Here is a 22,779-nt window from a genome sequence, read left to right as displayed (position 1 = left end):
GGGGTGGAGCAGCTCGGTAGCTCGTCGGGCTCATAACCCGAAGGTCGTCGGTTCAAATCCGGCCCCCGCAACCAACTTTTCGTCAGCTTGCGATTGTGTAAACAATCGAAAGTATACAAACGCCATCAAGCTACTGCTCGGCTTGAGGGTGACAATTCGGACGCGGGGTGGAGCAGCTCGGTAGCTCGTCGGGCTCATAACCCGAAGGTCGTCGGTTCAAATCCGGCCCCCGCAACCAACTCTCTGAACGTTACCTTCCTGCATTGCCAATCATTGAACAATCCTTCTTGATGCTCGTCACCATCTGGTGATTGCTGCTATTTCTGACGCTTTTTCAAGACCAAAACTGGTCGTATCAACCATTTGTTGGGTATCATCAGGTATCTCTTCATGGATGAGGCTCTCGCCTGTGATCACACCCTTCACTTATCTTCCTCCTGCTATTGAAAGCCGGGATGCCACGCTGGCCGAAGCCCTTGCCCAGGGACTGCCGTTGCAACTGCTGCTGATCGCCGAAGAGCAGAAGGAGGCATTACTGTCGTTACCAGCCCTGTCGGGGATCAACACCCAGTTGGCGCTTGGGCAAAAAGCACCCTTCACCCTGATGCATGGTTCCACCCTGTTGCTGGTCATATTTGTGGCTGGCAATGTGACGCGGGATCACCGTCTTTATAAGCAGGTCAGAGGCTGGATAGCCCCTCTTTCCGGGCTCAAGGTTGAACGGCTCGGGCTGCATCTGGAAGGTTTTTCCCCCTCCGAGCGGGTGATGCTGGCAGAATTGATGTTGTCCGCTCTGTTGGCCGCCAACCTTTCGTTGCCGACCAGCAAAAGCCGCAGCGGAAGTGTCTGGAGCTATCAGCAGTTGTCTGTTTCTCCTGCGGTGGTGCTGGATCTGGCTCGTATCTATAGCGAAGCGGGGGGCAATGGATTGGCCCGTCATCTGGCGGTGTTGCCCGCCTCCGAGCTGACGGCGGCCAGCTATCGCGAGTTTGTCAGCCAGCTTGCCCATGACGAAGGTTGGCAGTGCCATCACTATGATCAGGCACAGTTGGCCGAGCTGGGGGCCGGCGCCTTTTTGGCCGTCGCCCGTGGCTCGGAAGATAATCAGGGTGCCATGGTCAAGCTCAGCTACTACCCACCCAAGCCGGTGCGCCGTATTGCGCTGGTGGGCAAGGGGATCTGCCATGACTCCGGGGGCTATAACCTCAAAGTTTCCGGCAGCATGTATGGCATGCATCTCGATATGGGGGGTAGCGCAGTGGCGCTGGGTGCTCTCTACGCCATCAGCCGTGCTCAATTACCCTACGAGGTGCACTGCTGGCTGGCCATTGCCGAGAACCATATCGGCCCTCACGCCTATCGTCCAGGTGAAGTGGTGACCGCCATCAATGGCATCTCCATAGAGGTGGTTGATACCGATGCTGAAGGGCGAATGGTGCTGGCCGATACCCTGGTAATGGCGGCGCAGGATACCCCTGATCTGCTGATCGATTATGCGACCCTGACCGGGGCGTGCAAGCGGGCGCTGGGCAGCCGCTATAGTGGCGTCTTTACCAATCGCAGTGAATGGCTGGCATCACTGGTCAAGCTGGGTCAGCACAGTGGCGAGCGAGTTTGGCCCTTCCCGCTCGATGAGGATTACGATGACAACATCGAGAGCGAGTGGGCCGATCTGTTGCAGTGTGCACCAGGTAGCTCGCCGGATCATATCGATGCCGCCCGCTTTCTAGCTCACTTCGTGCCCGAGCAGACCCCCTGGCTACATTTTGATCTGAGCGGTTTTCGCAATAAGGGTGGGAACGGGGTGGTATCCAGTGAAGTAACCGGTTTTGGTGTGCGGCTCACGCTGGATCTGCTGGCTGGCCCACTGGGTCGAGTGGGACATTCAGCTTGCGAATAATCTAACTGATACAAGGATTTCTGTGAAACAACCAAGCTATGACTGGGTGCTGTTCGATTTGGATGAAACCCTGCTCGATTTCCCGGTGACACAGGCGCTGGAGCAGACCCTCTGCTTCTATGGCGTAGAAGTGGATGAGGCTGGCATGGCCGCCTATCACACTCTCAACCACGGCCTGTGGCAGCAGTACAACAATGGTGAGATAGACGCTACTGCGTTGCAAGAGACCCGTTTTTCCCGCTTTGCAGAGCAAGTCAATGTTGACCCGATGGTAATGAACAACACCTTTCTGGCGCAGATTGTGGCTTTGAGTATGCCCCTTGAGGGAGTGGTGGAGACGCTGCAGCAGCTGAAGGATAAGGTGAAGATGGGGATCATCACCAATGGCTTCAGCGTTCCCCAGCGGGGACGGCTCGGTAAACTGGGTTGGAGCGAATGGTTCGAGCCGCTGGTGATCTCCGACGAGATCCGGGTGACCAAACCAGCGCCAGCCATTTTCCAGCACACCCTCTCGCTGATGGGGGCTCCGGATCCTGCCAGAGTGCTGATGGTGGGTGACAATCCCAAGACCGATATTGCCGGTGCGGCTGCACAGGGGCTTGCTACCTGTTGGTATAACCCGCGCAAGCAGGGTGACGAATGTGATGCCACCCACGAGATCCATCACTTCTCCCATCTAACTGACATCGTGCTCGGTCAGGAGTGAAGATTAAGTTGTGCATGATGTGCCGTTGAAAGGAACCTGCTTAGAGAACAGGAGAGCCATCGGCTCTCCTGTTGTTATTCTGCGAGCGAGGTATGGGTGTAGCGGGTCAGGATCTGTTGATATTCTGGACTTTGCTTGAGTTGGTCAATCGCCTGATTGAGTCGATCCAGCTGTGCTTGCGATGTGCTCTTTTTGCTGAGCATAAGATGGACCGGGGTGCGCTCGATACGAAGCAGGATATGGAGCTGTTTCAAGGTAATGCCCTGATCTTTCCACTCTTGCAAGCTGTTCGGGTCGAGGATAAACCCCTGGATCCGCCCGCCATTGAGCATCTTGAGCAGTTGCTCCAACGTGAACCGTTCCTGCAGCCGAGGTTGAACTTTGGGGTCGGCGACAAGGCGGCGGAACGCCTCACCGTAGTCAAACCCCTTGAGCAGGCCGATATGAAAATCGGGAGTGTTGATCAGCTGCTCCAGAGTCGTGATCTTGCGCCAGCGCGGTTCATCCTCTTTGCGGATGATGATGACCGTTTCCTCTTCCCGATAGGGGTGGCTGAAGCGGGCATATTGCTGCCGTTCGATGGTGATGTTGGCTGACATGGCCAGTTGTACCGTGCCAAATTCTAATTCGTGCAGTACCCGGGTCCATGGCATTTCAATGAAACGGGGTTGATAGTCAGCCCGCTGCAGGATGGCGTTGAGCAGTTCGATATCCAACCCTTGCAACTGATGTTGTTCGTTGCGATAGCTGAACGGTTGCCAGTTGCTCCAGCCAACGACCAAAGACTCCTGTGCATTAACCTGGCAGCATAAACACCATAACAACAAGAGTCTGTACACGACTCATCCCCTCGAACCGGCTCATATAGTCGAGTATTGGACAGGAATGGGAGTGTCACCAGTTATACGGTAAAGAGAGGATGCACCGGCAGGTGCATCTTTCAGAGCTCGTGGGCGTGGAATCCTTTGCGATAACGGGCTTCGCAGCGCGGGCAGCGTTGCAGGGTCGGATCCTGTTCCAGCTGTTCAGTGGCCAGCGGCTCTTCACAATCGGAGCAGAGGCCGTAGAGGCCGAGATCCATCTGGCAGAGTGCTGCATCGATCCGCTTGAGGCGGGCCACGCTCTGCTCTACCTTCGGCAGATCAAGCCGACTGGTCAGTTCTACAAGTTGATCCTGCTCGCAGTGACCGACCTGTTCGGCCCATTCATCACGGCGGCAGGCTTTGAGCTGACCGATCAGCGTTTCTCGTTCTTGGGCCCAGTCGGACAGCAGGCGATTACGCCAGACAGCCAGCTGTGCTTGCGTCATTTCACACACATTATCCCCCACAGGACAGACAGCAGTTTCGGGGCAGTATAGGGATCCGATAACTCTATCAAGATGACATGCGTCAAGTTAAACGTGGTTAGCCGTGGCTTTTGGCCGCTTGCAGCAGGGCATCGCGGATGGGGTCGGTCTCTTTGAGTACCCTGATCTCTTGAAACAGCAGGTCCGCTTCGGGATATTCCCGCTTGAGATAGCTGAACCACTGCTTGATACGGCTGGGGTAGTAGTCGGCTTTTTCGCTGGCCAGATCCTGCTCGGTGTAGCTCACCATCAGCTGCAGCACCTCGGCCCAGCTCATGTGCGGGCAGCCGGTTTTCATCACGTTGGCCAGATTGGGCAGAGAGATGGCGCCGCGCCCGACCATCAGGGCATCGCAGCCGGAAACGCGGGCGCAGGCGAGGGCATCCTGATGATCCCAAATCTCGCCGTTGGCGGTGACGGGGATGGGCAGGGCGCGGCGAATGGCGTCCACATACTCCCAGTGGGCGGGGGCCTTGTACCCTTCGCGCTTGGTGCGGGCATGGACGGCCAGCTCGTTGGCACCTCCCTGGTAGACCGCTTGGGCGTTCTCCAGGTAAAGATCCTTGTCATCGTAACCGAGCCGAATTTTGGCGCTCACCGGCAGATGGGTTGGCACAGCGTCCCGCACCGCCTTGACGATGCGGTAGATGGTCTCGGGCTCTTTGAGCAGCACTGCGCCCCCCTTGCTCTTGTTGACCGTGGGGGCGGGGCAGCCGAAGTTGAGATCGACCCCGGGGGAACCGAGCTCGATGGCGCGCACAGCGTTCTCGGCCAGCCACTGGGGATGTTGCCCCAGCAATTGCACCCGCACCGGGGTGCCTGCGTGGGTTTTGCCATCTTGCAGCAGTTCAGGGCAGAGGCGATGGAACACCTTGGCGGGCAGCAGTTGGTCGACCACCCGGATAAATTCACTCACGCAGAGGTCGTAATCATTGACGGAGGTGAGTACCTCCCGCATCAGGTGATCCAGCACCCCTTGCATGGGGGCCAAAATAACGCGCATAACCGGTTCCGAAGGACAAACAGAGAAAAAAGAGCGCAGATTGTAGTGGTAACGGGGCAGGTTGTCAGCCGTCACGCCATGGGAATGGGCAGGTTCAGGCCATTACTGGTTCACAAGCCCTGTAATCCGGGGCATCAGTTGCCGTGATAATGGGAATCGTTGTCAACATGGGGGCGGATCCTGTTAGGATGGCGCAAGAGCATGCAAGAGGGGCTGCGATGAAACGTTGGTGTTTGATGGGGTTGGGCTGGCTGGCATTCGTAACTGGCATCATCGGCATAGTGCTGCCCCTGTTGCCGACCACGCCCTTCATGCTGCTGGCGGCGGCGCTATTTGCCCGCTCGTCCCCCCGTTTTCACCACTGGCTGCTGGCCCATCCCTGGTTTGGCCCACCCATCGCAGACTGGCAGCAGTATCGCGGTATTCGCCGTCATGCACGGCGGCGCGCAATTATCTTCATTCTGCTCACCTTCTCGGTGTCGCTGGCGGTGGTGCCGTTGTTATGGGTCAGGGGGCTGCTGCTTTTCATAATGGTGATCCTGCTCACCTGGTTAATGCGTCTGCCGGTCCTGGAGCCAGTTGCAATGGAGAAGTGAAGTCCCTAAGCTATTGCGGCAATAATGCTATGGAGTCGGCCTGTCATTCTTGCGTGACAGGCTTTTTTATTTCCCGCTGGCGGGAAGACTAAGATAAAACGGCCATCCTGGGTCGAAAAACAAACGGTCAAACCATGAATCCGGAAACCCTGAAATTTATCGAAGCGAGCATCAAGACCATTCCCGACTATCCGAAGCCGGGCATTCTGTTTCGTGACATTACCAGCCTGATCGAGAACGCCGAGGCCTTCAAGGCCACCATCGATCTGCTGGCCAATCATTATCGTGATCAAGGGATCACCAAGATTGTTGGTACCGAGGCTCGCGGCTTCATCTTTGGCGCACCGGTTGCCTACGCCATGGGACTTGGCTTTGTGCCGGTCCGCAAGCCGGGCAAGCTGCCGCGCGAAGTGATCGAGGAGTCCTATGCCCTCGAGTACGGCACCGATACTCTGCAACTGCACACCGATGCCATCGTGCCCGGTGACAAGGTACTGGTAGTGGACGATCTGCTCGCCACTGGCGGTACCGTCGATGCCACCGTCAAGCTGATCCGCCGTGCCGGTGGTGAAGTGGCCGATGCGGCCTTCATCATCTCCCTGCCCTCTCTGGGGGGGGATGCCCGCCTGACTGCCGCTGGCATCAAGGTGGTCTCACTGGTCGAACTGGCTGGCGAGTAATGCCTCTTCGGCCCGATCCTCTGCATCGGGCCTGCGTTGAACCGATGCCTATGTGGGCATCGGTTTGAAAATCAAGCGATCCCTCCCGCTCTGACCGATAGCCGATACAGCCAGCCCGCCATTTGTGTTAGCATCCGGCCTCAATGCCCTGTCTTCCCTGCATGATGGATTTATGAGCTATCAGGTTCTGGCGCGTAAATGGCGCCCCCATACGTTTGAACAAGTGGTTGGTCAGCAACATGTGCTGACTGCCCTGACCAACGCCCTGGATCAGGGACGGCTGCATCACGCCTATCTGCTGAGCGGCACCCGCGGCGTCGGCAAAACCACCATCGCCCGTATTCTGGCCAAGAGCCTCAACTGCGAGCAGGGGATCAGCAGCCATCCGTGTGGCGTCTGCGATACCTGCCGCGAGATCGATCAGGGCAACTTTGTCGACCTGCTGGAGATTGACGCGGCGTCCCGCACCAAGGTGGAAGATACCCGCGAGCTGCTCGACAACGTGCAGTACCGTCCGGCCCGCGGTCGCTTCAAGGTCTATCTCATCGACGAAGTGCACATGTTGTCGCGCCACAGCTTCAACGCGCTGCTGAAAACCCTGGAAGAGCCGCCCCCCTATGTGAAGTTTCTGCTGGCCACCACGGATCCGCAGAAGCTGCCCATTACCATTCTCTCGCGCTGCCTGCAGTTTCATCTGAAGAGTCTGGATCAGACCCAGATCGCTAAGCAGCTCGAATGGGTGCTGGATCAGGAGGGCCAACCCTTCGAACCGCGCGCCCTGCTGGCCCTGGCCAAAGCGGCTGACGGCAGTATGCGCGATGCCCTGAGCCTGACCGATCAGGCGTTGGCCCACGGTAACGGCAGCGTGCGCCTCGACAGCGTGCTGGCGATGCTGGGCACGCTCGATCACCGTCATCTGCACCAGCTTTTGGAAGCCATTTTGCGGCAAGATGCCCCCGCGACCATGGCCAAGATCACCGAGATCGTCACCCTGGGCCCCGATTTTGATCAGCTCCACGCCGAGCTGGAAGGCTTGCTCCATCGCATCGCCATGGCGCAGCTGCTGCCTGCCAGCGTGCAGGAGCAGGGGGCGGATGCCGATTCCCTGCTGCAACTGGCCAAGGCGATGAGCCCGGAAGAGGTGCAGCTCTGCTACCAGATTGTACTGGGTGGCCGCAAAGATCTGCCCTGGGCACCTGATGGCCGCACCGCGCTTGAGATGACCTGCCTGCGGATGCTCGCCTTCTCGCCAAGGCGCGATGCCCTGCATCCTGCCAGCCTCACCGCATTGCCCCCGTCAATGACGAGCAGTGCCACTCCGGTAGTCTCTTTGCCGGGAAAGCGCCAGGCCGCTGAATCGGCCGCTCTGGCACCGATCAGCGGCGCCGTGCCTGCACCTTTAGCCAGCCCTGTTGCTACCAGTGCTGTGCCCGTGGTGGATCTTTCCCTGCCTGCGATGACTGATGACACCGGCAACCTCGCAGACAGCGAGGAAGAGGCGCAAGCCGCCGAGCTGTTCAGCCAGCAGGATGAGCTGCTGCGCGAGGCGACCGGTATGGGTTATCAGGCCGAGTCGGCCACGCTCTCTGGCGTGAATAGCGGCATGGCGGTTGACGCTGCGAGTTGGGGAGAGAGGGCTGCTGCAAACCCGACACTTTCGGTACCAAGTGACGCCGCTCAGATGGCTACTGGAGAGATGGCGCCTGTACAGATGAATTGTGCTTCGACTGCGCCAGCTCCGGAAGTGCTTGAGCCAGTCTCGGCGGTATCGACCATGCAGAGTCTGCTGGGCAAGCGCAATATGCTGCGTAGTCGCCAACGTGGAGAGAGCAGCGCGCCAGCACCTGCGCCCCGTGCGGTGCCGGTTGTGCCTGTGCGTCAGGCTGCTGTCCCTGCGCCAGATGCGAAGCGTGCAGCGTCGTCTGCTATCAGTCAGGCTGCAACCCCAAGTGGCTCCGCCATGGGGCAGTTTGGCGAGCAGCCACCGGTGGATCTCTATACCGACAGCTACGACGAGTCCAGCGATAACGGGGATTACGAGGAGTACCTCAGCCAGAGCTTTATGGCCTCGCCAGTGCCGGATCCTGTTCGTAGTTCATCCAATCACACCACACCTACTGCGATCCAACCCGCGCAGCCGACCGATCTGCCACCCTGGGATCTGGAGGGGCAGCCTGCTTGGCATGATAGCGTTCGTCAGGAACCAGCACCGCTGGCACCAGCTCTACTGCCCCAGGTTCAACTCGAGAGTGAGCCTGCTCCTCCTCAGCCGGTGATGGAGACCATCGACTGGGATGAGCTCGAGAGCGACAGCGAGCCGCAAGAGGGGGAGGCGACCCGCCTTATTCCCTCCTCGTTGCTCAATGGTTGTGGTGACGCTTGGGCCGAGTTGATTGCTCATACCCAGGTGGGTGGTCGGCTGCGCCAGCTCGCCATCAACTCGGTGATGACGCGGGAAGGGGATAAAGTCCTGCTAACCCTCAAGCCCGAGCAGCGCCATCTGGTGAGCGACAAGGCGCGCGCCGATCTGGCCGAGATCATCGGGCCTGCGCTGGGGCAACCGGTACAGGTCGAGGTAACGCTCGGTGTGGTGCCTGACAAGGAGACTCCCCTTGAGATCGAGCATCGCCTCTATCTGGGGGTACGCGAGCAGGTGACCCGGGATCTGGAGCAGGATCCCAACGTACAGTTTTTAGTTCAGCGGTTTGGTGCCGTGCTCCATCACGAGAGCATCGAGCCCCTCAACCGCTAAATTCCGTGGCCGGGAGCTGGCTCCCGGTTGAAAAGCAGTTTGGCTGTCCCCATCTAGGACAGACAAGCCCACAGCCCGGCGCTGGATGCCGGATTTCAAGACGAGAGACGACATATGTTTGGTAAAGGTGGAATGGGTAACCTGATGAAACAGGCCCAGCAGATGCAAGAGCGTATGCAGAAGATGCAAGAGCAGCTTGCCCAGATGGAAGTGACCGGTGAAGCCGGTGCCGGCATGGTCAAGGTCACCATGACTGGTAGCCACAGCGTCCGTCGCATCGAGATCGATCCCTCCCTGATGGAAGATGACAAGGAGCTGCTGGAAGATCTGGTTGCCGCCGCTTGCAACGATGCCGTGCGCCGCGTGGAAGAGCAGAATAAGACCAAAATGGGCGAACTGACCGGTGGCATGCAACTGCCGCCAGGGTTCAAGATGCCGTTCTAAGGCGACTTTCCCCGCGCATTCTTGCTCCCTTGTCGCTAGCCATTCTGGCCATGGCAAGGGATACGTCCGAGGGACCCCAAAAAGCAGCAGTTATCGCCCGTGCGATAGCGCTGCGTTTTTTATGCATGCTATGCAGGTATGGACCGGATGGATCAGCCCCCTTGTGGGGAGAGGTGGCCACCACACAGGTAAATTACGTCGTGAATTGCTACGCCTCGCAGAAGGGGGCGCTATTTGTCGATACCTGCTATCGGATATCCCGGTTTGGCCCGGAGGGGCGGGATCGGCATAATGGCGGCTTGCCGTATTGAGGAGATTGTATGAAATATATCGGAGCCCACGTCAGTGCGGCCGGCGGGGTGGAGAATACCATCGCCCGTGCCCAGGCCATCGGGGCCAACGCGTTTGCCCTCTTTACCAAGAATCAGCGTCAGTGGCAGGCGGCCCCCTTGTCGGATGCCACCATCCGCGCCTTCAAGGCGGCCTGTGACAAGGCCGGTTTTCTGCCGCAGCAGATCCTGCCCCACGACAGCTATCTCATCAACCTGGGCCACCCGGATCCCGATGCTCTGGCAAAATCCCGCGATGCGTTTCTCGATGAGATGAAGCGCTGTGAGCAGCTGGGGCTTTGCTATCTGAACTTCCATCCAGGTAGCCATCTCAAGCAGATCCCAGAGGCGGCCAGCCTCAAGCTGGTGAGCGAGTCGATCAACTGGGCACTGGAGCGCAGTGAAGGGGTAACGGCGGTGATCGAGAACACCGCCGGGCAGGGGACCAATCTCGGCTGGTCGTTCGAGCACCTCGCCACCATCATCGAGGGGGTGGAGGACAAGAGCCGGGTCGGGATCTGTTTCGATACCTGCCACGCCTTTGCCGCCGGCTACGATCTGCGCACCGCCGAGAGCTGTGCCGCCGTCTTTGCCGAGTTCGACCGCACGGTGGGTTTTCACTATCTCAAGGGGATGCATATCAACGGTGCCAAGTGCACCTTCGGCAGCCGGGTCGATCGCCATCACAGCTTGCGCGAGGGCAATCTGGGGGAGGCGGTATTCCACCACATCATGAATGATGATCGCTTCGATCGCATTCCGCTTATCCTCGAAACTATAGACGAGTCCATCTGGGGTGAGGAGATCAGCTGGTTGCGCAGTCTGGCGCAGTGATACCGAACAGGTGAATCAAAGAGAGGGAGCCGTGGCTCCCTCTCTGCTTTTTCCGTCATTGGCGGGCGGGCCGGCCAGCGGCGCTCCGAGCGGGCGTTACTCTGCGTGGCTCACCTCGGCATCCTTCACCTGAGCTCGGCAGAAGTGGATAAAGTGGCGCAGGGAGGTGGAGTGGTACTTCTGCTTGTGCCAGATAAGGGAGAGCTGGCGCGGGAAGCGACGGGAGAGGGGCAGGGCGATCAGTCGCCCATCTGCCAGGCGATCCGAGGCTGCCAGCCGGGAGATAAAGGAGATGCCAAGCCCCTTCTCCACCGCCAGCATCACCGCCTCCAGGGTGTTGAGTTCAAGCCCTGGTTGCCAGCGGGGCAGCTCGGGCTGGATCTGCTGGATAAATTGCTCGCGACTGCCCGATTGCGCTTCACGCAATACCCAGGTCTCGCCCCCCAGACGGGAGAGGGAGAGCTCCTTCTTGTTGGCAAGCGGGTGACCGGGTGGGGCCACCACCAGCATCTCGTCCTGCAGCCAAGGTTCGGCGAGCAGGTCGGGGTGGTGGTTCTCCCCCTCGATCAGCGCCATATCCAGCTCGAAGTTGGCCAGCGCATGACAGAGCAGGTGAGTGTTGTTGATGGTCACCTTGGGGGGGAGCCCCAGCTCCTGTTTGCTGCTGGCGAGCAGGGTGGGGAGCAGGTAGTTGCCGATGGTCTGGCTGGCACCAAGGCGCAACTGGCCGCTCGGCTCGGCATCGGGGCTGAACAGGTTCTCGATATCCTGCATCCGGGTCAGCAGCTCTTCGGCGGCCGGTTGCAGCAGGCGCCCCTCGTTGTTGAGCTGCAATCTGGGGTGAATGCGGTCAAACAGCGGGGTGGAGAGCTGGCGCTCCAGCTCCTGCAGCGACTGGGAGACAGCCCCCTTGCTCAGGCATAGCTCGTTGGCGGCAAGGCCAAGATTGCCATAGCGGGCAATGGTGGCGAACACTTTCAGCTGCTGCAGGGTCAGTTTCATTGTGTTTGGTTTTCCTGAATGATTGATTCAATTCATTTAGATATCGTAAACGATAAGGGGCCATTATCCTATCGCCATCGTCATCAATAGAAAGGTGTCATCATGATCGCAAGAACCCGTAAATCACTGGCTGCCGCCCCAACCCCTATGGCGGGTTTGGCGCTGGGCATCGCCAGCCTTGGTTGGTGTTGGGAAAATGCCGGTCACTTCGATGGCCGGATGCAGCTGCTGGGCGCCGCCATTGCGGCCGTGCTGCTGGTGATCCTGACCTTCAAGTTTCTGCTTCACCCCCGCCTGCTGTTGCAGGATCTCGCTCACCCCGTGGTGGGTAGTGTGGTACCGACCTATGCCATGGGCACCATGGTGGTCTCGAAAGCGCTGGGTATGATTGCACCGCAAGCGGGCGAAGCCCTCTGGCTGTTTGCCGTGGCAGTTCACCTGCTGTTCCTGGCCACTTTTATCTGGCATCGCGCCAAAGAGTTTGAAATCCACCACATGGTGCCGAGCTGGTTCGTGCCGCCGGTGGGGATCATCGTGGCTGACGTCGCCTTCCCGGGCGGTCAGTTTGCCCCGCTGGCCAACGGTCTGCTCTGGTTCGGGATCATCTGCTACGGCCTGATGCTGCCGCTGATGCTCTATCGCCTGATCTTCAGTCATGAAGTGCCGGATGCCGCCAAACCGACCATCGCCATTCTGGCTGCCCCTGCCAGCCTCTCTCTGGCCGGTTACCTGACCGTCAACCAGGAGCCGTCACTGCTGCTGGTGGCCGTGCTGCTGGGGATTGCCATTCTGATGACCGGTATCATCTATCTGGCTTTCATCAAATTGCTGCGTCTGCCCTTCTCGCCAGGTTATGCCGCCTTCACCTTCCCGCTGGTGATCGGTGCCACTGCCCTGTTCAAAGTAGCCCATCTGGTTGAAGGGTTTGCGCAAGGGAGTCACTACGTTGAGCAGATAAGATTGCTGGCCCACTTCGAGCTTGGGGTTGCTACCGTGATCGTCGGGTATGTGGCGCTGCGTTACCTGATGTTTTTTCTGCCGCAGCGTGATACCGAAATGAATAACGGCATTACCCGCCAGGGTGCTCATCGCTGACGCTTGACGATGTGATATCGAAAAATGGTCAAGCAGTGCGCTCCGAGAGCGACGGGATAAACGGCCAGTCATACGATGGTTGGACCAAGAGCCACCACTCTGGTTGTGTAACGAACAAAATGCCCCGTAGTGCGGGGCATTTTTTTGTGGTTCTTTGACCTCGCGCTCGTGTCGGGCTGCTGGCCATGGAATTAACTGGTATTACCTGTCAGGATGACTACAATGCAGCACAACTTTTTTGCTTGACCCCGAATCATGTCTCCCCAAGATCCCGTATTTAATTCCTCCTTTGAAACCCGTTTTCTGCATCCCCGTTACTGGTTCAGTTGGCTGGCCCTCGGCGTATTGATGCTGCTGGCGTTTGTGCCGGTACGATTGCGCGATCGTTTGGCCGATGCCCTGGCGCCGCTGGTGTTTCGCGTCTCTAAAAAACAGATCTATATCGCCAGAACCAACCTGGAAATCTGCTTCCCGGACAAGAGCCCGGAAGAGCGGGATGCCATTGCGCTGACCTCGATCCGGGTCGGCCTCAAGAGTTTGCTGGGATTTGGCGAGTTCACCATGCGCAGTCAGCGTTATCTGATGAGCCGGATGCAGGTGAGTGGCTGGGAACACATCGAGGCTGAGCGGGTTGCCGGTCGGCCGGTGATCCTGGTGGTTCCCCACACCTGGCCGGTGGATGCGGCCGGTTATTGCTTCACCCAGCGTGGGGTGCCGATGTGCACCATGATGAAACGGGCGCGCAATCCGGTGTTTGACTGGCACCTCAACCGGGCGCGAGCCAAGAACGGTTGCCGCGTCTATGAGCGCAGCGCCGGGATCAAGGCGGTGATCCGAACCATCAAGAGTGGTCGCAGCTTCTTCTACTTGCCGGATCAGGATCATGGCCGCGAGAAGAGCATCTTTGCCCCTTTCTTTGGCCACCCCAAGGCGACCCTGCCAGCTTTGCCCCGTCTGGTGCAGGTGAGCGGCGCCAAGGCGGTGCCGCTACTCGCCTGCTATGACGAAGAGCACCACTGCTACCGGTTGGAGATAGATGCGCCGTTTGACAACTATCCCACCGAGGAGGTGATGGCCGATACCTGTCGGATGAACGATATGGTGCAACAGCAGCTGACGCGCCATCCGGGCCAGTACATGTGGTTCCTCAAGATCTTCGATACCCGTGAAGATCAGGAGGGGCCGGATGGCCTCTACGAAGCGGGGATCCAGCGGATCCGCAAGGGATTGTCGCCCCATGGTTGACCCTGACACCGGATTTATTGAAATGGCCCGTTGTGGGCCATTTTTTATGGTCACTCGTCTGATCAGTACCTGCTGATCGGCGGACAGCCTGCTCAGGGTAGAAAAAAATGTCAGGATAACTACAATAACCGCTTGTTTTTGATGACTTGATGGCCGCCATGTCCCCGTTAGATCCGGTATTTGATACCTCATTTCATATTCGCCTGCTGCATCCCAAATGGTGGGGCAGCTGGTGCGCGCTGGGCCTGCTCTCCCTTTTGGCATTTACTCCTGCAAGGCTGCGGGATCGTTTTGCCGATCTGGTCTCTCCAACCCTGCTGCGTTTCTCGAAAAAGCAGGCCTATATTGCCGACACCAACCTCAGGATCTGTTTTCCCGAGCTGGACGCCGCCGCACGGCAGGCACTGCTGCTCAAATCGATCCGGGTCGGTCTCAAGACCTTTATGGGCTTTGGCGAGCTCAGCTGGCGCAGCAAGGCTCGCCTGACCCGCCGCGTCAAGGTGAGCGGCTGGGAGCATGTGCAAGCGGAGCAGACCGCAGGCCGTCCGGTGATCCTGGTGGTGCCTCATACCTGGGCGGTCGACATGATTGGTCGCTACTTCTCCATGATGGGCATCGAGATGTGCACCATGATGAAGAGCCCGAAAGATCAGGTTTTTGACTGGTACATCAACCGCGAGCGGGCCAAAGGGGGCAAGGTCTATGAGCGCAGTGTCGGTATCAAGCCGGCGATCAAGTCGATCCGCGCTGGCGCCAGTTTTTTCTATCTGCCGGATCAGGATCACGGCCGCGAGGCGAGCGTGTTTGTTCCCTTTTTCGGCCGCCCCAAAGCAACCCTGCCGGCGCTGCCCAAGCTGGTGAAGCTGACTGGCGCCAGAGCGGTGCCCATCTTCGCCAGCTATGACGAGGATGAGGGGTGCTATCTGTTGGAGATCGAGCCGCCGTTTGACCCTTATCCCACCGCCGATCTGCTGGCAGACGTCAACGCCATGAACCGGGTAGTGGAGATGCAGGTGGCACGTCATCCCGAGCAGTACATGTGGTTTCTCAAGATCTTCGAAACCCTGGAGCATCAGGAGGGGGATGACGGACTCTATGAAGCGGGTATTCAGCGTATTCGTCAGGGCTTGCCGCCCGAGCCTTGAAAATTGGCCCGCTTGCGGGCCAATTTTGTTGGCATCGAGATCTTTCGTATGTGGTCTGTTGCCGGTGGTTTTTAAGGTGAACGGGTGGACAAAAACAGCGCAAACAGGGGATAACAGGGTGTCTTATGTCAGGGATAGGCAGGTGCGTGTGCGCGGAGCTATCTTCGAGAGCGGAAATAGGGTAAAAGGGCGGCCATGAAAATTCCAAATCGAATCCAACCTCTGGTTGATGACGGCCTGGTCGATGAGGTCGTCAGCCGGTTGATGAGCGGCAAAGAAGCCGATGTCTATGTGGTGCGCTGCGGCGACGAGATCCGTTGCGCCAAAGTTTATAAAGAGGCATCCAAGCGCAGCTTCAAGCAGGCCGTGGTCTATCAGGAGGGGCGCAAGGTGCGGGGCAGCCGAGATGCTCGCGCCATGGAGAAGGGCTCCAAGTACGGTCGCAAGCAGCATGAAGAGGTGTGGCAGAACACCGAAGTCGATGCCCTGTTCAAGCTGGCGGCGGCCGGTGTGCGGGTGCCACAGCCTTATATCTGCCTCGATGGCGTCCTCTTGATGGAGCTTATCACCGATGAGGATGGCAATGTCGCGCCACGCCTCAACGATGTGGCGCTCACTCCCGAGCAGGCGGTCATCGATCACCACAAGGTGATCCGCTATGTGGTGCGGATGCTCTGCGCCGGCCTTATTCACGGCGATCTCTCGGAGTTCAACGTGCTGGTGGATGAACATGGCCCTGTCATCATCGACCTGCCCCAGGTGGTGGATGCCGCCGCCAACAACCAGGCCAAGGCGATGCTGGAGCGCGACGTCAACAACATGCGCAACTACTACGGCATGTATGCACCCGAGCTGCTCAAGACCCGTTATGCCCAGGAGATGTGGGCGCTGTTTGAAGATGGCAAACTGACCCCCGAGAGCGAACTGACCGGTCACTTTGAAGAGAGCCGCGCCGCCATCGATCTCGATTCGGTGCTGCAGGAGATCGAGAGCGCCGAAGAGGAGGCCTATGCACGTCAGGCCAGGCTAAAGGCTGAGCAGGAAGACAGCTACTAACGGTTTTGCCACGTTCGCAAAAAGAGCGCCTCCGGGGCGCTCTTTTTATTGTGCTATCTGCCTGGTTGACTCCTGTCGGGGTGATGGCATGACAGAGAGTTGGCAATATGGTGGAGACATCTATTCTATCCGGCCAGCAGGGCTAATGAGAGAAGATGATCGGGCTGCAGTGGCTGCGGTTCGCTGTGGTGGGGCTCCTGCACACAGGCCCGTTGCCTTCCTGTCTGTTTGGCGGCGTAAAGCGCACGATCGGCCCGCAGGTAAGCGTGCTCGAATCCCTCGTCAGGATGCAGCGAGGTGAGGCCGATGCTGAGGCTGATGGGGCCACCGGCCAGCTCCCGCGTCGCATCGGCGATCTGTTGCTGCAGGGTGTGGCAGTAGTGAGTGAGATCCAGTGGCTGCGCGAGCAGCAGCGCCAGCTCATCGCCGCCAAGCCGACCGGCCACCCCCTCGGCAGGCAGGGTATTGGCGATCACCTGCCCCACGGCCCGCAGCATGTCATCACCGGCGGGGTGGCCGTGGCGGTCGTTGATCTGCTTGAAGTTGTCCAGATCGATCAGCAGCAGCTGGCAAGGGGATGTTGTGCCGCCGCGCTGTGCCACTTGTTGTTCGAAATAGTGGCGGCTGAACAGGCCGGTCAGTTCATCCTGATTGGCGCGCAGCTCCAGTTTGCGCTGAGCCTGCATTAACGCGTGCTGTTGGCGTGTATGAACCAGGCTCAGCAGCAGATAACTGCGGGCGATGGTAAAGAGCAGGCTGAGCAGTATCACCGGCCCGAGCAGGGGGTCGGTGAAGGTATTGGCCGCCAGTTCGGGGTACCAGAGGTGTTTGGCGATCCGCAGCAGTTGCAATAACAGTTGCAGGCCGAGCAACAGGATGGCAAAGCGCAGTACCCGATAGACAGGGACCAGCCGCTGGTAGCGCCAGAGCTGCCAGATAAGCAGCGCAATCTGCAGCGAGAGCACGCCGGAGAGTACGATGATCCGGCTGTGAACATCAGAGAGGGGGTGCTGCAGGGCGGTCAGGGCAAACAGGGCGAAACCGCCGAGGGTAACGGCGGGAAGCAGCCAGCCCAGCTGGTCCGCTTCACGTCGAAAGAAATGACGCATCCCCCTTTCATAGAGCGGGATTGTCGTCATCAATAGCAAGTTGGTGCAGAGAATATTGGCAAGGGAAGCATCTCCCTCAAGGGGGCGCAGCAGCAGGCAACTGAATGCCCCCGCGATTACCAGTTCCCCCGCAGACCAGTAGCTCAACGCTCGGATATGGCGATGGGAGTGCCACATGGCGGCGAAAATGGTGGCGACCCCCACATGTGACAGCGTGACAAACAGCACCAGACTCAACAACTGGGCCGAGGAAAACAGACTTGGCATCAAGGGGCTCTCTGGGAAGTCACCTGTGGACGAACGGGCGATGGGGTATCGCCCGCTGGCAGGATCCGATCACAACATGAATTCAACCTATGATCAATTGGTTAAATGGTCGAATCTGTTTGCTCTCTACTTCTTGCACGATGGCCACAGCTGACTCGATTTATCAGGGGATAAAGGGAGATCTTATTGTTTTATCGGGCAATTGTGCTGCGAGAAATATGGCCGTGTTGGCGACACTGTTGCCCCCACCGCCAGCCCTCGTGTTAATCGCAGGTTGCAGCAGGCAAGCGCATTACGATGGCCTCCCTGCCCAGATGGGTCAGCAGACGGCGCACGTCGTCGAGGCGGATGATCAGAGTGGCGGTGTTGACCAGCGGATGGCACTGCACCTGTTCGGCCTGCCAGATGGCTTCGTCTACCACCAGCTCTACCGCTTTTCCCCTATCGCGCACCATGGCGAGCAGGGTCACCGAGCCCGGGGTGAGGCCGAGCACCGCATCGAGTCGCTCGGGTGAGCCAAAGCTCAGCCGTTTGACCCCGAGCATGGCTGCCAGCCCCTTGAGGTCGACCCGGTTCTCCTCCGGACTCACCACCAGAAACAGCCGCTCGCTTTTCGGGTCGCGCAAAAAGAGGTTCTTGGTCTTGGCGGCGGGCAGGTCGGGCAGCAGCCTGCTCGCCTCCTCACAGGTATACACCGGGGGATGTTCAACACGCTGGTAGGGGATAGCCAGCTGATCCAGCAGGGAATAGATTGCCACAAAGACTCCTTTTGTCGGCGAAGAGTGGTCAGAACGGGATGGGCGGGAATAACGACCGGATCGAGCTTACCAGTTTGACTCCCGCCTCGCAGCCAGCGTGACGATTGCGAGCAGGTACTGTATGAACGTACAATGGTGCTATTCTCGGACAGCCCCTTTACGCTTCATGACTGCAACCCAGCCCACCGTACCCGCCACTCCGCCCCTCGACGGTTTTATCCTGACCCGCCACGGTCGGGACGTGCGCGGTCGCAACGGGCAGGCTGCAACCACCGAAATCGTGATGTGGCTCTGGAGCGCGCAGGGGCCGGTGCGGGTGGTGGTGCTGGGGCAGGAGCCGGTGTTCTTTTTGCCACAGAGCCATATGGCAGAAGCCGCCGAGCTATTCAAAGGGGCCGGGGTGAGCGGGCGGTTTCGCCGCCTGCCGATGCACACTTTCGATGGCCGCCCTGTGGTGGGCTGCTATTTCGCCACCCTGAGTGCCTTTCACCGCGCCATCGAGCTGCTGCTTATTCGCGGGCTGGAGCACTTTGAGGCGGATATCCGGCTGCCGGAGCGGTTTCTGATGGAGCGTTTCATCACAGCTGGTGTGCGTTTCGATGGCCGGGCGGTGAAGAAGGGAGGCAAGCAGGGCTACTGGGAGGTGAACGAGGCGCGCTGCGCGCCGCAGGCGGTGACGCCAACCCTCTCCTGGGTGTCCCTCGACGTGGAGTGCGCCATGGACGGTGCCCTCTTCTCGGTCGGCCTTTACAGTGAACAGGATGCGCGGGTCATCATGATCGGCACCCCGGAAGCGGATGCCGAGAGCTGGGGCACTCAGGTCCAGTGGGTAGAGGACGAGAGCGCCTTGCTGAGTGCGCTGGAGAGCTGGTTCAGCCTGCATGACCCCGACCTGGTGATTGGTTGGAACGTGGTCAATTTTGACTTTCGCCTGCTGCTACGCCGCGCCGAGCTTAACAAGCGGCGGCTGCGGCTCGGGCGGGGGCGCGAGCTCTGCTTCTGGCGCTCGTCACGGGGCGATCCCCAGACTGGCAACGTCATTATCCCCGGGCGCATGGTGCTCGATGGCATCGATACCCTGAAAAGCGCCACCTGGCAGTTTGCCAGCTATAGCCTGGATGCGGTGGCGAGCGAACTGCTCGGCCGTGGCAAGGATATCGAAGATGTGGCCAATCGGGGGGAGAAGATCACCGAACTGTTCCACTCCGACAAGGAGGCGCTGGCCCGCTACAACCTGGAAGATTGCAAGCTGGTGTGGGAGATCTTCGATTTCTGCCACCTCATCCCGTTTGCCATTGAACGCGCCTCTCTCACCGGCCTGGAGCTGGACAGGGTGGGGGGCTCGGTGGCGGCCTTTACCAACCTCTATCTGCCGCGGCTCCATCGCGGCGGATACGTGGCCCCCAATCTGCCAGCCGACGGTGGGCTCGCAAGCCCAGGTGGCTATGTGATGGACTCCAAACCCGGTCTCTATCGCCATGTGCTGGTACTCGATTTCAAGAGCCTCTATCCCAGCATCATCCGCACCTTCTGCATCGACCCCATGGGGCTCATCGAGGGGCTGCAGCATCCCGAGCACGCTATTCCGGGCTTTCGCGGCGCCATGTTCTCCCGCGAGCGGCACTTCTTGCCGGAGCTCATCGCTACCTTGTGGGCGGCGCGGGATCGGGCCAAGGCCGCCAGCAACAAGGCGCTCTCCCAGGCCATCAAGATCATCATGAATTCTTTCTACGGCGTGCTGGGGTCGGGGGGCTGCCGTTTCTATGATCCGCGCCTTGCCTCATCTATCACCCTGCGTGGCCACAGCATCATGCAGCAGACCCGCGAGTGGATTGAGGCGAAGGGGTTCGAGGTGATCTATGGCGATACCGACTCCACTTTCGTTCATCTGGGGCGCGAGACCAGCCCCGATGAGGCGGACGAGATCGGCCAGCGACTGGCGCAAATGATCAACGATAACTGGGCTGCACTGATCAAGCGCGAGTTCGATCTGCCGAGCTATCTGGAGATCCAGTACGAGACCCACTACCGCCGCTTTCTGATGCCCACCATCCGCGGCTTGGAGAAGGGCAGCAAGAAGCGCTATGCGGGGCTGGTTGGCAAGGCCAGCGAGGGGAGTGAACAGCTGGTGTTCAAGGGGCTCGAATCGGTGCGTACCGACTGGACCATGCTGGCCAAGCAATTCCAGACCCGCCTCTATGAGCTGGTGTTTCACGATGAAGATCCCAGCGGCTATGTGCGCACCATGGTGGATGAGACTCGCGCCGGTCGTCACGACGATCTGCTCATCTACCGCAAACGGCTGCGCCAGAAGCTCGAGGAGTATCAGAAGAACGTGCCACCCCATGTGCGGGCGGCGCGGCTGGCCGATGAGGAGAACCTGCGTCGCGGTTTGCCCCTGCGTTATCAGCATCGGGGCTCCATCGCCTATCTGATGACCCTCAATGGCCCCGAACCGCTGGAGTACCGGCGCAGCGCCATCGATTACGAACACTACATAGACAAGCAGTTGCGGCCCATTGCCGATGCCATTCTGCCCTTTATCGGCGAGTCGTTCGACCGGATCTGTGGTCAGCAGCTGGATCTTTTCTGATTGGTGCAAGATGGCACTTTACTTCCCATGAATGCTGTATAAAAATACAGTTATAAATTATGGAGAAGTTTCCTATGCGTCTTGAAATCATCATCGACAGAAAACATCAGATCCCGACCTCGACCATGGAGGCGCTGCGTCAGGAGCTGCTCAAGCAGCTTGGTGAAAAATTCCCCGACATCCATGTGCGGGTCGCGCCGGGCAGTGCCATGGCTCTGACCGTCAGCCGTGCCAGTAAGGAAGACAAAGAGTTGGCCGAAGCCATGGTGCAGGAGGTGTGGGAGAACGCCGAGAGCTGGATGCCGGAAGAGAATGTCGCATCCTGATCCCGCTCGGTCAGTGGATAACACGGGCGTTGGATACATGGGCGGCGTATAAACGTGCATGCCCGATAACGCACCGTTGATCCTCGGATAACAAAAAACGCAGCCAGGTGGCTGCGTTTTTTGTGGGTGGTGAGAGGTTCGCGGTGGCTTGTCTGGCTCTGGGGTGAGCCAGGCCCGTTACAACCCCGCCCAGCTTTTCAGGCTCTGCTGCTGCACCCGGCGATTGGCTTCGCGGATCTCCCCTTTGGCGCGCAGATCCTTGATTGCGAGCGGCAGGGCTGCGCGTACCTCATCGCTGCTCATCCCGGCCTTGAGGGCTGGGTGATAGGCTAGCTTGAGCAGCACATAGTCGAGGCCGGTCAGGAAACTGTCGATGCTGTTGTCATTGAAGATGGAGGGAAACACCTTGTCCGAGTCGTTGGGTAGCCCCATCACCTGGGTGAACTCCTCCACCACGCAGTCGAGAAAGCGCCCCTTGGCCCGGCTGTAGTCTACCGGAATGATGATGGTGGCACGGCTGATCTCGTGTTTTGCATTGGTTGCAAAGTTGGCCAGGCAGAGTCCCTCCTTGAGTGCCATCCCGACCGACGGATCGCCCCCCATGGTGCGGTTGGCCCAGCTCTTCATCTTGCTGTAGTCGGTCATGATCAGGGTAAGGTTGGGCTTTGCGGTCACCATGCTGATGGGGTGGCCGGTGATGCGAGCCAGATGGGCCGCCTGTACCTTCACCACATCGGCCTGCAGGGGTTTGTCGCCCGACTCGTTGACAAGCTGCAGCCGGATCGGCTGTTGCCAGCGGGCAAAACGGGTCTGCCTGGCTTCGCCATACTCCCGCTCCATGGCGATGGCCATAAAGCTCTCGGTGAGATAGCTGTCGCTCTGCCAGCGCTCATCGGCCCGGGCGCTGTGTCCCGCGAGCAGAAGCAGCAGGGCCAGCAGCCCGCGTGACGCGCAGCGGGGATGGGCTGCGCGGCCCAAGCTGGTCATTACCAAAGTGGCAATAAAGCGGGTGGCGGCAAATGACATGTTTCCTCCCTGAAACGGGTGTCAGCCTAGCGGCTGGCCTTGTCGATATCGCGCCAGGTGAGCCAGAGCCTGAGATCAAACTCCAGTTGATGATAGTCCGGCTCCATATGCTGGCAGAGCTGGTAGAAGCTCTTGTTGTGATCCTTCTCTCTGATGTGGGCCAGCTCGTGCACCACGATCATTTTCAGAAACGGGGGCGGCGCCTCCTTGAACAGGGCGGCGATGCGGATCTCATTCTTGGCCTTGAGCTTGCTGCCCTGCACCCGGCTGACGTAGGTGTGCAGGCCGAGGGCATCCTTGATCACGTTGATCTTGCCATCGAACACCACTTTTGACAGGGGGGCCGAGCTCTTGAGGTAGCGGTTCTTCAGCTCCATGGTGTAGGCAAGCAGCGCCTTATCGCTCTGGATCGGGTGGCTTTCGGGGTAGCGTTTGGCCAGCATCTCCCCCAGCTTGCCTGCCGCAATCAACTGCTGTACCTGTGCCTTGAGAGGGTCGGGATAGCCGCCCAGATAAGTCAGTTCCGCCATGGTGTCACTCGTTACATCAAAAAGAGCGTCATTGT

21 protein-coding genes and 1 tRNA gene are annotated in these 22,779 nt (G+C 59.1%); 14 read left to right on the top strand and 8 right to left on the bottom strand.

Annotation, left to right across the window (positions count from 1 at the left end):
• The first annotated feature begins 161 nt into the window (after nt 1-161).
• The 3 genes from G5171_RS03060 to yjjG all read left to right on the top strand — a co-directional run bounded on the left by G5171_RS03060 (nt 162) and on the right by yjjG (nt 2,606).
• A tRNA-Met gene (locus tag G5171_RS03060) sits at nt 162-238 on the top strand.
• Between the two features lie 171 nt (nt 239-409).
• Nucleotides 410-1,900, top strand: a complete 1,491-nt coding sequence (locus G5171_RS03055) for a M17 family metallopeptidase (protein WP_421250041.1) — start codon at nt 410-412, stop codon at nt 1,898-1,900.
• Nucleotides 1,901-1,922: 22 nt separating this feature from the next.
• Nucleotides 1,923-2,606, top strand: a complete 684-nt coding sequence (yjjG, locus tag G5171_RS03050) for a pyrimidine 5'-nucleotidase (protein ID WP_236348757.1) — start codon at nt 1,923-1,925, stop codon at nt 2,604-2,606.
• 74 nt (nt 2,607-2,680) lie between these two features.
• Here yjjG and G5171_RS03045 read toward each other — a convergent pair whose 3' ends face one another.
• The 3 genes from G5171_RS03045 to dusC form a co-directional block, all read right to left on the bottom strand.
• Nucleotides 2,681-3,388, bottom strand: a complete 708-nt coding sequence (locus tag G5171_RS03045; RefSeq protein WP_232307774.1) for a substrate-binding periplasmic protein — start codon at nt 3,386-3,388, stop codon at nt 2,681-2,683.
• 158 nt (nt 3,389-3,546) lie between these two features.
• A complete protein-coding gene (locus tag G5171_RS03040) occupies nt 3,547-3,915 on the bottom strand; it encodes a TraR/DksA family transcriptional regulator (RefSeq protein WP_421250042.1) in 369 nt (122 codons plus the stop codon).
• Nucleotides 3,916-4,012: 97 nt separating this feature from the next.
• Nucleotides 4,013-4,957, bottom strand: a complete 945-nt coding sequence (dusC, locus tag G5171_RS03035) for a tRNA dihydrouridine(16) synthase DusC (protein ID WP_421259799.1) — start codon at nt 4,955-4,957, stop codon at nt 4,013-4,015.
• A 218-nt stretch (nt 4,958-5,175) separates the two neighbouring features.
• Between dusC and G5171_RS03030 the strand changes: the two genes are divergently transcribed.
• The 5 genes from G5171_RS03030 to nfo all read left to right on the top strand — a co-directional run bounded on the left by G5171_RS03030 (nt 5,176) and on the right by nfo (nt 10,592).
• Nucleotides 5,176-5,553 carry a YbaN family protein gene (locus G5171_RS03030; protein WP_216978877.1) on the top strand — a complete coding sequence of 126 codons (378 nt, stop codon included), beginning with the start codon at nt 5,176-5,178 and terminating at the stop codon, nt 5,551-5,553.
• A 134-nt stretch (nt 5,554-5,687) separates the two neighbouring features.
• Complete coding sequence (apt, locus tag G5171_RS03025) at nt 5,688-6,233, top strand: adenine phosphoribosyltransferase (protein WP_005352403.1); 546 nt, start codon at nt 5,688-5,690, stop codon at nt 6,231-6,233.
• A 172-nt stretch (nt 6,234-6,405) separates the two neighbouring features.
• A complete protein-coding gene (gene dnaX, locus G5171_RS03020) occupies nt 6,406-8,985 on the top strand; it encodes a DNA polymerase III subunit gamma/tau (RefSeq protein WP_421259798.1) in 2,580 nt (859 codons plus the stop codon).
• Nucleotides 8,986-9,099: 114 nt separating this feature from the next.
• Complete coding sequence (locus G5171_RS03015; RefSeq protein ID WP_041210739.1) at nt 9,100-9,429, top strand: YbaB/EbfC family nucleoid-associated protein; 330 nt, start codon at nt 9,100-9,102, stop codon at nt 9,427-9,429.
• 320 nt (nt 9,430-9,749) lie between these two features.
• The gene (gene nfo / locus G5171_RS03010; protein ID WP_216978875.1) at nt 9,750-10,592 is read left to right on the top strand and encodes a deoxyribonuclease IV; all 843 of its coding nucleotides are present in this window, start codon (nt 9,750-9,752) and stop codon (nt 10,590-10,592) included.
• A gap of 96 nt (nt 10,593-10,688) precedes the next feature.
• On the opposite strand, the gene G5171_RS03005 is transcribed toward nfo, so the two are convergent.
• Nucleotides 10,689-11,594: a LysR substrate-binding domain-containing protein gene (locus G5171_RS03005; RefSeq protein ID WP_335840825.1), complete on the bottom strand. Its 906-nt coding sequence runs from the start codon at nt 11,592-11,594 to the stop codon at nt 10,689-10,691.
• Between the two features lie 102 nt (nt 11,595-11,696).
• On the opposite strand from G5171_RS03005, the gene G5171_RS03000 reads away from it, so the two are divergent.
• The 4 genes from G5171_RS03000 (at nt 11,697) to G5171_RS02985 (ending at nt 16,135) form a co-directional block, all read left to right on the top strand.
• Entirely contained in the window at nt 11,697-12,689 is a 993-nt protein-coding gene (locus G5171_RS03000; protein ID WP_216978873.1) for a TDT family transporter, read from the top strand.
• Nucleotides 12,690-12,944: 255 nt separating this feature from the next.
• The gene (gene lpxM, locus G5171_RS02995; protein ID WP_337073821.1) at nt 12,945-13,934 is read left to right on the top strand and encodes a lauroyl-Kdo(2)-lipid IV(A) myristoyltransferase; all 990 of its coding nucleotides are present in this window, start codon (nt 12,945-12,947) and stop codon (nt 13,932-13,934) included.
• Nucleotides 13,935-14,083: 149 nt separating this feature from the next.
• Nucleotides 14,084-15,079 (top strand): lauroyl-Kdo(2)-lipid IV(A) myristoyltransferase, encoded by a 996-nt coding sequence (locus tag G5171_RS02990; protein WP_337073820.1) that lies wholly within the window; start codon nt 14,084-14,086, stop codon nt 15,077-15,079.
• Between the two features lie 195 nt (nt 15,080-15,274).
• Nucleotides 15,275-16,135 carry a PA4780 family RIO1-like protein kinase gene (locus tag G5171_RS02985; RefSeq protein WP_005346020.1) on the top strand — a complete coding sequence of 287 codons (861 nt, stop codon included), beginning with the start codon at nt 15,275-15,277 and terminating at the stop codon, nt 16,133-16,135.
• A 125-nt stretch (nt 16,136-16,260) separates the two neighbouring features.
• Here G5171_RS02985 and G5171_RS02980 read toward each other — a convergent pair whose 3' ends face one another.
• The gene (locus tag G5171_RS02980) at nt 16,261-17,511 is read right to left on the bottom strand and encodes a GGDEF domain-containing protein (RefSeq protein ID WP_421259797.1); all 1,251 of its coding nucleotides are present in this window, start codon (nt 17,509-17,511) and stop codon (nt 16,261-16,263) included.
• A gap of 263 nt (nt 17,512-17,774) precedes the next feature.
• On the bottom strand, nt 17,775-18,269 hold the full coding sequence (locus tag G5171_RS02975) for a prolyl-tRNA synthetase associated domain-containing protein (protein ID WP_421212381.1): 495 nt from the start codon (nt 18,267-18,269) through the stop codon (nt 17,775-17,777).
• 166 nt (nt 18,270-18,435) lie between these two features.
• Between G5171_RS02975 and G5171_RS02970 the strand changes: the two genes are divergently transcribed.
• On the top strand, nt 18,436-20,862 hold the full coding sequence (locus G5171_RS02970; protein ID WP_421250320.1) for a DNA polymerase II: 2,427 nt from the start codon (nt 18,436-18,438) through the stop codon (nt 20,860-20,862).
• A gap of 74 nt (nt 20,863-20,936) precedes the next feature.
• Nucleotides 20,937-21,188: a DinI family protein gene (locus tag G5171_RS02965; protein WP_005333426.1), complete on the top strand. Its 252-nt coding sequence runs from the start codon at nt 20,937-20,939 to the stop codon at nt 21,186-21,188.
• A gap of 177 nt (nt 21,189-21,365) precedes the next feature.
• On the opposite strand, the gene G5171_RS02960 is transcribed toward G5171_RS02965, so the two are convergent.
• Complete coding sequence (locus tag G5171_RS02960) at nt 21,366-22,175, bottom strand: DUF2927 domain-containing protein (RefSeq protein ID WP_421250321.1); 810 nt, start codon at nt 22,173-22,175, stop codon at nt 21,366-21,368.
• 65 nt (nt 22,176-22,240) lie between these two features.
• Nucleotides 22,241-22,744 (bottom strand): M48 family metallopeptidase, encoded by a 504-nt coding sequence (locus tag G5171_RS02955; RefSeq protein ID WP_139407751.1) that lies wholly within the window; start codon nt 22,742-22,744, stop codon nt 22,241-22,243.
• Between the last annotated feature and the right edge of the window lie 35 nt (nt 22,745-22,779).

Source organism: Aeromonas sp. 600774, from assembly GCF_049175075.1.
Taxonomy (GTDB): Bacteria; Pseudomonadota; Gammaproteobacteria; order Enterobacterales; family Aeromonadaceae; genus Aeromonas; species Aeromonas veronii_A.
This window is presented reverse-complemented; position numbering and strand designations above follow the sequence as displayed.

Coding starts and splice junctions, on each gene's coding strand:
- G5171_RS02965 (WP_005333426.1), top strand. CDS start 20,937: ATGCGTCTTGAAATCATCATCGACAGAAAACATCAGATCCCGACCTCG.
- G5171_RS02960 (WP_421250321.1), bottom strand. CDS start 22,175: ATGACCAGCTTGGGCCGCGCAGCCCATCCCCGCTGCGCGTCACGCGGG.
- G5171_RS02990 (WP_337073820.1), top strand. CDS start 14,084: ATGGCCGCCATGTCCCCGTTAGATCCGGTATTTGATACCTCATTTCAT.
- G5171_RS03005 (WP_335840825.1), bottom strand. CDS start 11,594: ATGAAACTGACCCTGCAGCAGCTGAAAGTGTTCGCCACCATTGCCCGC.
- G5171_RS02985 (WP_005346020.1), top strand. CDS start 15,275: ATGAAAATTCCAAATCGAATCCAACCTCTGGTTGATGACGGCCTGGTC.
- G5171_RS03030 (WP_216978877.1), top strand. CDS start 5,176: ATGAAACGTTGGTGTTTGATGGGGTTGGGCTGGCTGGCATTCGTAACT.
- G5171_RS02955 (WP_139407751.1), bottom strand. CDS start 22,744: ATGGCGGAACTGACTTATCTGGGCGGCTATCCCGACCCTCTCAAGGCA.
- apt (WP_005352403.1), top strand. CDS start 5,688: ATGAATCCGGAAACCCTGAAATTTATCGAAGCGAGCATCAAGACCATT.
- lpxM (WP_337073821.1), top strand. CDS start 12,945: ATGTCTCCCCAAGATCCCGTATTTAATTCCTCCTTTGAAACCCGTTTT.
- G5171_RS02970 (WP_421250320.1), top strand. CDS start 18,436: ATGACTGCAACCCAGCCCACCGTACCCGCCACTCCGCCCCTCGACGGT.
- G5171_RS03000 (WP_216978873.1), top strand. CDS start 11,697: ATGATCGCAAGAACCCGTAAATCACTGGCTGCCGCCCCAACCCCTATG.
- G5171_RS03040 (WP_421250042.1), bottom strand. CDS start 3,915: ATGACGCAAGCACAGCTGGCTGTCTGGCGTAATCGCCTGCTGTCCGAC.
- dusC (WP_421259799.1), bottom strand. CDS start 4,957: ATGCGCGTTATTTTGGCCCCCATGCAAGGGGTGCTGGATCACCTGATG.
- G5171_RS03015 (WP_041210739.1), top strand. CDS start 9,100: ATGTTTGGTAAAGGTGGAATGGGTAACCTGATGAAACAGGCCCAGCAG.
- dnaX (WP_421259798.1), top strand. CDS start 6,406: ATGAGCTATCAGGTTCTGGCGCGTAAATGGCGCCCCCATACGTTTGAA.
- G5171_RS02980 (WP_421259797.1), bottom strand. CDS start 17,511: ATGCCAAGTCTGTTTTCCTCGGCCCAGTTGTTGAGTCTGGTGCTGTTT.
- nfo (WP_216978875.1), top strand. CDS start 9,750: ATGAAATATATCGGAGCCCACGTCAGTGCGGCCGGCGGGGTGGAGAAT.